Source organism: Marinobacter sp. UBA3607 (assembly GCF_002375525.1).
Classification (GTDB): domain Bacteria; phylum Pseudomonadota; class Gammaproteobacteria; order Pseudomonadales; family Oleiphilaceae; genus Marinobacter; species Marinobacter vinifirmus.
Genome location: NZ_DFLY01000030.1, coordinates 107343 through 114015, shown reverse-complemented (window position 1 = coordinate 114015; position 6673 = coordinate 107343). Strand labels below are relative to the sequence as shown.

General features: G+C 60.9%; 6 protein-coding genes. 2 read left to right on the top strand and 4 right to left on the bottom strand.

Going from position 1 to position 6673, the window contains the following annotated elements; genetic code table 11:
- Window positions 1-93 precede the first annotated feature (93 nt).
- Genes B2589_RS11465 through hemA form a run of 4 tightly spaced genes read right to left on the bottom strand, consistent with a single transcriptional unit; the run spans window position 94 to window position 4067 of the window.
- Window positions 94-837: a HesA/MoeB/ThiF family protein gene (locus B2589_RS11465; RefSeq protein WP_286816651.1), complete on the bottom strand. Its 744-nt coding sequence runs from the start codon at window positions 835-837 to the stop codon at window positions 94-96.
- A gap of 11 nt (window positions 838-848) precedes the next feature.
- A complete protein-coding gene (prmC, locus tag B2589_RS11460; RefSeq protein WP_286816650.1) occupies window positions 849-1703 on the bottom strand; it encodes a peptide chain release factor N(5)-glutamine methyltransferase in 855 nt (284 codons plus the stop codon).
- Window positions 1693-2781, bottom strand: coding sequence for a peptide chain release factor 1 (gene prfA / locus B2589_RS11455; RefSeq protein ID WP_058340350.1), 1089 nt, complete (start codon window positions 2779-2781; stop codon window positions 1693-1695). Before prfA ends, prmC begins: the two co-directional genes overlap by 11 nt.
- Window positions 2778-4067: a glutamyl-tRNA reductase gene (hemA, locus tag B2589_RS11450; RefSeq protein ID WP_286816649.1), complete on the bottom strand. Its 1290-nt coding sequence runs from the start codon at window positions 4065-4067 to the stop codon at window positions 2778-2780. The genes prfA and hemA overlap by 4 nt, the downstream gene beginning before the upstream one ends.
- Window positions 4068-4303: 236 nt before the next feature.
- Here hemA and B2589_RS11445 point away from each other — a divergent pair, with 236 nt between their 5' ends.
- Window positions 4304-6049 (top strand): tetratricopeptide repeat protein, encoded by a 1746-nt coding sequence (locus B2589_RS11445; protein ID WP_286816648.1) that lies wholly within the window; start codon window positions 4304-4306, stop codon window positions 6047-6049.
- On the top strand, window positions 6046-6672 hold the full coding sequence (gene lolB, locus B2589_RS11440) for a lipoprotein insertase outer membrane protein LolB (RefSeq protein WP_286816647.1): 627 nt from the start codon (window positions 6046-6048) through the stop codon (window positions 6670-6672). Before B2589_RS11445 ends, lolB begins: the two co-directional genes overlap by 4 nt.
- Window position 6673 lies beyond the last annotated feature (1 nt).

Below are 6673 nucleotides of genomic sequence, written 5' to 3'. Positions count from 1 at the left end.
GATGGCGGAGCAGAAGCGCCACATGGATGTGCCGTAAGGAGCGGTTTTTGGAAAGGCGAACCCAACCCTGCCCCACTCCGGAGTCAACCCAAGTCAGCGGCACACCGGGCAGTCTGGGTCTTTTGCGAGTTTCATTTCTCGCCATTCCATTTGCCAGGCGTCGAGGATCAACAAGCGACCAACCAGTGGGTTACCCACTTCTGAGATAACCTTTATGGCTTCCATGGCCTGGGCTGAGCCGATCATACCCACTAACGGGGCGATAACACCCGCTTCGGAGCAGGTCAGGTCTTCGTTTCCTTGCTCAGGGTATAAACAGTGGTAACAGGGGCTTTCGGGGTGGCGGGGATCATAAACGGACAACTGGCCTTCACCGCGAATCGCAGCACCAGAAACCAGCGGCACCCCGGAAGCTACCGAGGCTCTATTCAACGCGAAGCGGGTGTTGAAGTTGTCGGTGCAGTCCAGCACCAGGGTGGATTCGCCAACCAGTTGTTTGAGGTCATCACTATCCACCCGGCGATTGACGGCATTAACAGTGATCTCGGGGTTGATCGCCCGCACCCGCTCCGCCAGGCGCTCGGCCTTTGAATCGCCCAGCCAGCTTTGCTGAAACGCGATCTGGCGCTGCAGGTTCGCCAGTTCGATCTGGTCGTCGTCGACCAGGGTCAGGTGACCGACACCCGCCGCGCCCAGATACAGTGCCACGGGGCAACCCAGGCCGCCGGCGCCGATGACCAGTGCATGGGCGGCTTTGAGCTTTTGCTGGCCGGCGATATCGAACCGGGGCATCAGGATTTGTCGGCTGTAGCGGAGCAGTTCTTCGTCGCTGAGCATGGTTGTTCTCGCTATTGGTCGCGGGCGGGCTTGCGGGCCAGGGTCATGCGATCGTTGCCGCCGTAGTCTTTACGGGTTTCTATGTTGCGCCATCCGGCTTTGGCAAACAAATCCCGTACGGCTTCGCCCTGGTCGTAGCCATGTTCCAGCAGCATCCAGCCATTCGGGTTGAGCCAGTCCAGGCCTTCGGTGACCAGCAGGCGGATGTCGTCCAGGCCATCTTCCCCGGCCACCAGGGCAGACTCGGGTTCGAAACGTACATCGCCTTCCTTTAAATGGTGGTCGCTGGCCGGGATGTAGGGCGGGTTGGAGATAAGAAGGTCGAAGGTTCCGGCAGGAATCTGGTCGAACCAGTGGCTCTGCACCACGGTGATGGACAAGCCCAGTTGCTGGCTGTTTTTCCGGGCCAGGGCTACTGCCTGTTCAACCCGGTCGCTGGCCAGGATTTGCCAGCCCGACTGTTCGCTGGCCAGGGCCAGTGCTATGGCACCGGTGCCGGTGCCAAGGTCGAGTACCCGGGCGTTAGCGGGTAGTTCCAGTGATAACGCGGCCTCTACCACACACTCGGTATCGGGCCGGGGAATCAGTGTTGAGGAACTGACTTTCAGGGGTAAGGACCAGAATTCCTGCTCGCCCAGCAGGTAGGCAATCGGTTGGCCGCTGGCGCGCTGTGCCACCAGGTTCATAAACGGCTCAGCCTGTTCCGCCGGCACTTCCCGTTCGGGCCAGGCCCGGAAGCTGGTTCGGCCCAGGCCGGTCACGTAACTCAGCAGTAGTTCGGCATCCAGCCGGGGCGAGTCGCCGCCAATCTGCTCAACGGCGCTCTTCAGGAGGGCTTCGCAGGTCAGCGGGGGCTCACTGCTCATTGGCCAGTTCAGCCAGCAGTTCGGCCTGGTGTTCCTGCTGCAGCGGCAGCACCACCGCATCCAGGTCGCCGGCAATCACTTCGTCGAGCTTGTACAGCGTCAGGTTGATGCGATGGTCGGTTACCCGGCCCTGGGGGAAGTTGTAGGTGCGGATGCGCTCGGAGCGGTCGCCGCTGCCCACCAGGCTTTTACGGGTTTCCGCCATGCTTTTCTGCTGCTTTTCCAGCTCGGCATTCTGCAGGCGTGACGCCAGCAGGCTCAGGGCCTTGGCCCGGTTCTTGTGCTGGGAGCGCTCTTCCTGGCATTCCACCACGATGCCGGTCGGCAGGTGGGTAATGCGAATGGCGGAGTCGGTCTTGTTAACGTGCTGGCCACCGGCGCCGGAGGAACGGAAGGTGTCCACCCGCAGGTCGGCCTTGTTGATTTCGATGGCTTCGGCTTCATCTGCCTCGGGGATCACTGCCACGGTGCAGGCGGAGGTGTGAATACGGCCCTGAGATTCGGTTTCCGGTACCCGCTGTACCCGGTGCGCGCCGGACTCGAATTTCAGGGCACCGTATACGCCGTCGCCGGACAACCGGGCAATCACTTCTTTATAGCCGCCGTGTTCGCCTTCGTTTTCGCTCAGCACTTCTACCTGCCAGCGGCGTTTCTCGGCGTAGCGGGAATACATGCGGAACAGGTCGCCCGCAAAGATGGCTGCTTCATCGCCACCGGTACCGGCCCGGACTTCCAGGAACACGTTCTTGGTGTCGTTGGGGTCTTTCGGCAGCATCAGGCGCTGCAGTTCTTCATCCAGCTCTTCACTGCGGGCTTCGGCGCCGTCCAGCTCTTCTTCAGCCATGGCGCGCATGTCGGCATCGCCGTCTTTCAACAGTTCTTTCGCTTCACTGATGTCGTCGAGGGACTGTTGCCAGGACTGGAAGCACTTTACCACCGGCTCGATTTCGGCAAACTCCCGGGATAACTCCCGGAACTTGTCCTGGGTGGAGATAACGGAGGCATCGCTCAGCAGTGCGCTCACCTCCTCGAACCGCTCTACCAAACGTTCGAGGCGGGACTGGATGGATGGCTTCATAGTTTTTCCGTGGTGATAGGCTCGTCCGCATCCAGCGTATCCAGCTGGTAGAGCTCCCTCAGACATTCCGTGACTTCCGTCCGGCCCTCGGCCATGGCCTTGCGAACCTGGATGGAAGGTTGGTGCAGCAGTTTGTTGGTCAGGCCCCGGGCCATGCTTCGCAGCACTGTCTCGGGGTCTGCGCCGTTGCGCAGGGCGCGCAGGGCTTTTTCGGTTTCCGCATCGCGCATCACTTCTGCCCGCTGACGGAAAACTTTCAGGGTAGAAACCGCATCCAGGGCCCGCAGCTGCTCCAGGAAATCCTGGACGCCACTGCTGATCAGATTTTCGGCCTCACGGGCTGCGCCTTCCCGGGAGCGGATGTTTTCTTCGATTACCTGCTTGAGGTCATCAACGGTATACAGGTAAACGTCTGCCAGCGAGGCAACTTCCGGTTCGATATCCCTCGGTACGGCGATATCCACCATGAAATACGGGCGGTGTTTGCGCTTTTTCAGGGCCCGCTCAACGGCACCCTTGCCCAGAATGGGCAGCGGGCTGGCGGTGGAGGAAATAACAATGTCGACATCCGCCAGGTGGTCCGGAATCTCGGACAGCAGAATGCCCTTGCCGCCGTGGGCCTCGGCCAGGGACTGGGCCCGCTCGAGGGTACGGTTGGCAATCAGGAACTGGCGCACACCGGCTTCCGAAAGGTGTTGCGCAACCAGCTCGATGGTTTTACCGGCACCAATCAGCAAGGCCTTGTTGCGGGACATATCCGCAAAGATATGGTGCGCCATGCTGACCGAGGCATAGGCCACAGATACCGGGTTTTCGCCGATAGCAGTCTGGGTTCGCACCCGCTTGGCAACCGAGAAAGTGTGTTCGAACAATCGGGTCAGGAAGGAACCGGTGGCACCGTGTTCCCGGGCCAGGGAATAGGCATCTTTCAGCTGGCCGAATATCTGCGGCTCGCCCAGCACCATGGAATCCAGGCCGGAGGCAACGCGCATCATATGGCGAACGGCATCGGAATCCCGGTGCAGGTAAAGCACGTTCTCCAGGTCTGCTACGTCCAGGTCGTGGAAGCCCGCCAGCCAGCGCAGCACGGTAGGCGCGCAGTCGTCGTCACCGGCCAGGTACAGCTCGGTACGGTTACAGGTAGACAGAATGGCAGCCTCACCGGCACCGGAGGCAGCACGCAGTTCGGAAAAGGCTTCCGCCATCCGCTCCGGAGTGAACGCTACACGCTCGCGAATTTCTACGGGTGCGGTTCGGTGATTGATTCCCAGTGTCAGCAACGCCATTTTATGGTCAGATAACCCTGTTCCAGTCGTGGATATTCAAACAGCATTCTACCGGCGCAAGGCCCCGCCTGCCACCCGAAAACACCGGTGCTTCGGGAACTGCGGACAGGTTGGGCAAGATAAGACGCTTATGCCATTATAGGGTTTCGGCCACGACCGCAATCCGATTTGCCTCAATTAACGGGGCGAAAAGAGGGTCTTTCCTGAAAAATCGCCTGAAACACACAGGAAATTGCATGCACAAATCCGCACCGTACCTGGTTACCTGCCTGCTGGGTTTTACCGTAGCTGTCCTGCCGGGCTGCGCCAGTTTTTCCGGAACCGCCGAGGAACCGGCACCTCCGGTTCAGGCCGAGCAGGCTGAAACGGAAGAAATCCGGTACGCCGACTTTGAACCGGAAGTGCTGTACCAGCTGCTTACCGCAGAAATTGCCGCACAGCGTGGCCGCTATGACGTAACCCTGGTGAATTACCTGCAGGCGGCCAAGACCTCGGAAGACCCCGCAGTGATCGACCGGGCCATGCGGATTGCCCAGACCCTCAATGCAGATAACGCCCAGCAGCAGCTGGCCACCCTCTGGCTGGATATTGACCCGGACAACCTGCAGGCACACCGGGTAGCGGCCATTCAGGCAGTAAAACGCCAGAACCTGGAAACCGCCCTGTTCCATATGGAGCAGATTATGGACCAGGGCGAAGATGCCGACTTCGACAGCCTCGCCGCCATGGCCGCCCGACTGCCACCTGCCCAGCAACAGGAACTGCTGGAGCTGTACCAGAACCTGGCCGAACGGCACCCGGAAACCCCCGAACTGGAATACAGCATTGCCCTGCTCCAGAAAATCACCGGCCAGCCGGAGACCGCACTGGATCAGTTGAACACCCTGCTCAATCGAGAACCGGAGTTCCAGCCGGCCATCATTTTGAAAGGTGACTTGCTGTATCAGACCGGGCAGAACCGCGACGCCCTGAATCACATGACCGCCGCCACCCGGCGTTTCCCTGCCAACCGGCAGATGGGTACCCTGTACGGCCGCATGCTGATCAACGAAGGCGAGTTGCAGGCCGCCCAGGACGAATTCGCCCGGCTGGTAAAACGCTATCCGGACACCCCGGGGCTGCGGCTGTCCCACGCCCTGGTGGCCCTTGAAAACCAGCAACCGGACCTGGCCAGGGAAGAGCTCACCCGTCTGACCGAACAAGGCCACCACACCGACGAAGCCAATTACTACCTGGGCCAGGTAGAAGAGCAGGCCGAAAACACCATTCAGGCCATCGGCTATTACCAGAGCGTGGAACAGGGCAATTATTTCTTCCCGGCCCTGGCCCGTGCCAGCCAGTTGCAGGCCGAAGTCGGCGAGCTGGACAACGCCCTGGCGAACATCCGGCAACTCCGGGACACCAACCCGGACCAGGCCGAACGCTTCTGGCTGCTGGAAGTCAATCTCCTGCTGGACCAGGAACGGGAACAGCAAGCCCTGGAGGCGGCCAACCTGGCCCTGGAGAGCTATCCGGAAAACATCGAAATCCGCTATGCCCGCGCCATGCTGCAAGACTCCATGGGCAATACAGACCCGGCCATCACAGACCTGCGCGCCATCATTGAAGCCCAGCCGGAGAACGCCGTCGCCCTGAATGCCCTGGGCTATATCCTGACCGTGCGTACCGATCAGCTGGACGAGGCGCGCGCACACATCGAGAAAGCCCTGAGCCTGGACCCTGAAAATCCGGCCATTCTCGACAGCATGGGCTGGGTCCTGTTCCGGCAGGGAGACAACCAAGGCGCACTGGAATACCTGTCCCGGGCCTGGGCCACCTACCCGGACCCTGAAGTAGCCGCCCACTATGGCGAAGTGCTTTGGGTAACCGGCAACGAAGAGCAGGCCCGCGTGGTTTGGGACCAAGCCCTGGACGAAGACCCGAACCATGACATCCTGAACGAAACCATCGAGCGCCTGACCCGGAACGGGGGCAACCAATGACCGCCAGGCTACCCCTGATACTGCTTGCCGCACTGGCCTTCAGCGGCTGTACCACCATTGCGCTGGAACCGCTGCCGGACGGCATGACAGACCAGCCACCGGCAGACTGGACAGAGCGCAGCCGGAACCTGGGCCGCTTCGACCACTGGCACCTGTCCGGCAAGCTTGCCGTCAAGCAGCCCTCAGACAGCGGCACCGCCGTGATCAATCGCTGGTTCCAGAATGGCGAGCAATACGATCTGTCCCTGTCGTCATCGTTTCTGGGCATGGGCACAACCCGGCTTCAGGGCGTTCCGGGCTTTATCGAGCTCACCCTGGCCAACGGCGATGTTTACCAGTCTTCCGACCCGGAAACCCTGGTGAATGCCGCGACCGGCTGGCAGCTGCCCATCGACAGCCTGAGCTGGTGGATTCGCGGGCTGCCATCACCGGATGGCGACTTCCGCCTGCTGTTCGACGAACAAAGCCAGCTGGCCATCATCAGGCAGGACGGCTGGGAAATACGCTACGACCGCTGGCACGGCTTTATCGAAGACCTGCCTTCGCTGCCGGCCCGTATCACCGCCCTGAAAGAAGACAAGCGGGTTCGTGTGGTGATTGCTGACTGGCGCCGGGAGGACTAAA

Bases quoted from the DNA above. Each gene is read 5' to 3' on its own strand.
- B2589_RS11465 (WP_286816651.1), bottom strand. From the start codon at position 837: ATGCTCAGCGACGAAGAACTGCTCCGCTACAGCCGACAAATCCTGATG.
- prmC (WP_286816650.1), bottom strand. From the start codon at position 1,703: ATGAGCAGTGAGCCCCCGCTGACCTGCGAAGCCCTCCTGAAGAGCGCC.
- prfA (WP_058340350.1), bottom strand. From the start codon at position 2,781: ATGAAGCCATCCATCCAGTCCCGCCTCGAACGTTTGGTAGAGCGGTTC.
- hemA (WP_286816649.1), bottom strand. From the start codon at position 4,067: ATGGCGTTGCTGACACTGGGAATCAATCACCGAACCGCACCCGTAGAA.
- B2589_RS11445 (WP_286816648.1), top strand. From the start codon at position 4,304: ATGCACAAATCCGCACCGTACCTGGTTACCTGCCTGCTGGGTTTTACC.
- lolB (WP_286816647.1), top strand. From the start codon at position 6,046: ATGACCGCCAGGCTACCCCTGATACTGCTTGCCGCACTGGCCTTCAGC.